Source organism: Mesorhizobium kowhaii, from assembly GCF_042431665.1.
Taxonomy (GTDB): Bacteria; Pseudomonadota; Alphaproteobacteria; order Rhizobiales; family Rhizobiaceae; genus Mesorhizobium; species Mesorhizobium kowhaii.
On sequence record NZ_JBHLYT010000099.1, the window covers coordinates 1 to 2,337 of the forward strand.

General features: G+C 54.0%; 2 protein-coding genes. One reads left to right on the forward strand and one right to left on the reverse strand.

What is annotated here, in order from left to right:
* Positions 1-773: tyrosine-type recombinase/integrase (locus ACFFNA_RS35140; RefSeq protein WP_378924470.1), on the forward strand; the 773-nt coding region annotated here is incomplete at its 5' end.
* Here the strand turns inward: ACFFNA_RS35140 and ectB are convergent.
* Positions 770-2,041 carry a diaminobutyrate--2-oxoglutarate transaminase gene (gene ectB / locus ACFFNA_RS35145; RefSeq protein WP_378924472.1) on the reverse strand — a complete coding sequence of 424 codons (1,272 nt, stop codon included), beginning with the start codon at positions 2,039-2,041 and terminating at the stop codon, positions 770-772. The two genes, ACFFNA_RS35140 and ectB, sit on opposite strands and share 4 nt — an antisense overlap.
* Positions 2,042-2,337 lie beyond the last annotated feature (296 nt).

The window sequence follows — 2,337 nt, forward strand, 5'->3', positions numbered from 1 at the left end:
GCCGATCCCGAAGAGAAGCAAGGACCCGCGAAAGACGTCAAACACCCGCAGAGCGGAAAGCTCGAAAGCGCTTGACCTCAACACGCCGAATAGAGAAGAACCCGGGCAATCTCGTCTATCAGTTCTTCGAACTCCATCTCAAAGCCGAGAAAGATCTGGCGTCCACCTCGATCCGAAGCTATCGCGATGGGATCCGACTGTTCCTTCTTTTCCTGGCCACGAAGAACCGACGCCCCATCAGCAAGCTCGAATTGACCGATCTCAACGCAGACAATGTGCGGGCCTTTCTCGCCCATCTTGAAGCCGAGCGCGGCAACAATATCCGATCACGGAATCACCGGCTCGCAATGTTGCATGGTTTCTTTGCTTATGCCGCGGGCCAGGAACCAATGGTGCTGCCGGAGGCCGAACGCATCGCCGCCATACCGAGGAAACGCACGCAGCCGGCCGCCACCTATTATCTTGAACGCGATGAGGTTGAACGGCTCTTCGACAAACTGCCACGCGACGGGAAGCTGGTCACCCGCGACAAGGCGCTGCTCATGTTCCTATACAATACGGGTGCCCGCGCGACAGAAGTCATCGGACTGACCGTCGATCAGCTGGTTTTGAACTCCTCGCCGCGGGTGAACCTGCACGGTAAGGGCGATAAGTGGCGGACGTGCCCCCTATGGCCCGAGACCGCCCGGCTGCTTGGCGAGATGCTGCGTGGCCGGCGCAAGTCTGCTTCGTTGGAAAGTCCGGTATTCCTTAGCAACGAAACTTCGGGTTAGGTGTGTGCCTGCACAGACGTATCTAGAATGTCCAGACCCCGCTGAAGCGCCTGCCTGTCGATGGTTAGGGGCGGGAGTAGCTTGATAACCTCGTCCTCCGCGCCGCATCGCTCCACAACAAGCCCTTCTTGAAAGGCCTTGCTGACGATTTTTTCGGCAAGTTTACCCGTGCTACAATCGAGCCCCAACATCATGCCCCGTCCTCGGACGGAAAAGCTATGATTTCGGCCACGTTGAGCGATCTCCTCGAGGCGTTTGCTGACAATCCGTCCTGTTTCTGCAATCTCTTCTGAAAAATTGTCCTTGGTCCAATATTTGTGTAAGGCAGCAGTCGCCGTCACAAGCGCAAGGTTATTGCCTCTGAACGTGCCGTTGTGTTCGCCTGGCCGCCAAACGTCCAGTTCAGGTTTGAGCAGCAAAAGAGACAACGGCAGCCCACAGCCACTGAGGGACTTGGACAACAGAACTATGTCTGGCGCCAAATCAGCGAAGTCGAAACTGAAGAAACTGCCCGTTCGTCCGCAACCTGCCTGAATATCATCCACAATCAGAAGGACACCGTACTTTTTGCAAAGCCGCTCTATGGACTTTAGCCAATCTTTTGTAGCAGTGTTTATGCCACCCTCGCCCTGGACCGTTTCCATAATGACGGCGGCAGGTAGATCGACACCACTACTTGCATCAGCAAGTACGCTGTCCAGGTAGTCTGAAGTGTCGTTACCGACTCCCCAGTATCCGTCATAGGGCATGAACACTGCGCCGGCGAGAGGAAGGCCTGCCCCATCTCGGTAATATCGATTACCCGTCACCGCAAGAGCGCCCAAACTCACTCCATGAAAGCCGTTGGTGAATGAAATGACACTACGCCGTCCAGTGACTTTGCGTGCGAGTTTCAAAGCGGCTTCCACGGCGTTGGTGCCGGTGGGGCCAGGAAATTGAAACTTGTAGGCAAGACCACGCGGCCGCAATATTATCGCGTCGACACATTCCATAAACTCTCTTTTGGCTGAGGTAGCCATGTCCAAGCCATGAACGATTCCGCCCGATTCCAAGTATCTAATTGCGTCCCTTAGCAAATCGGTATCGTTGTGACCGTAGTTAAGTGCGCCCGCACCGGAAAGGAAGTCGACAAACTCGCGGCCATCTTCGTCTTTGAGGATGGCTCCTGAAGCCGTCCGGAACACTACAGGAAAGGATCGCGAATATGAACGCACGTTGGACTCGAGGCCTTCAAAGACAAGCAAGTTGGCGTTATTTCCGCTTGGCATAATCGTTCCTCAAGGTTGCGTCCGCCGCTTCATCTCGGCGCGTCATTGGGTCCAATCTCTATCATATTCTCTGATGGACACCAGGTTATTCAAGTTAAAGGTCAGTTATGATATTTTCTTAATGATAAAATACCTTAAACAAATATTTATCAGTTTCGACTGAGGCGGACACTGTACACGTGGAGTTGCCAAGGGTTCCGTCGCAAACTTTTCGGAAAGGTCATTGCTGCATGACGGCTGCTCCTGCTTTCCGGGAGTTTGTCATGTTCAAGGGCCGCCATTTTGATCGATCCGTG

Bases quoted from the DNA above. Each gene is read 5' to 3' on its own strand.
- ectB (WP_378924472.1), bottom strand. From the start codon at position 2,041: ATGCCAAGCGGAAATAACGCCAACTTGCTTGTCTTTGAAGGCCTCGAG.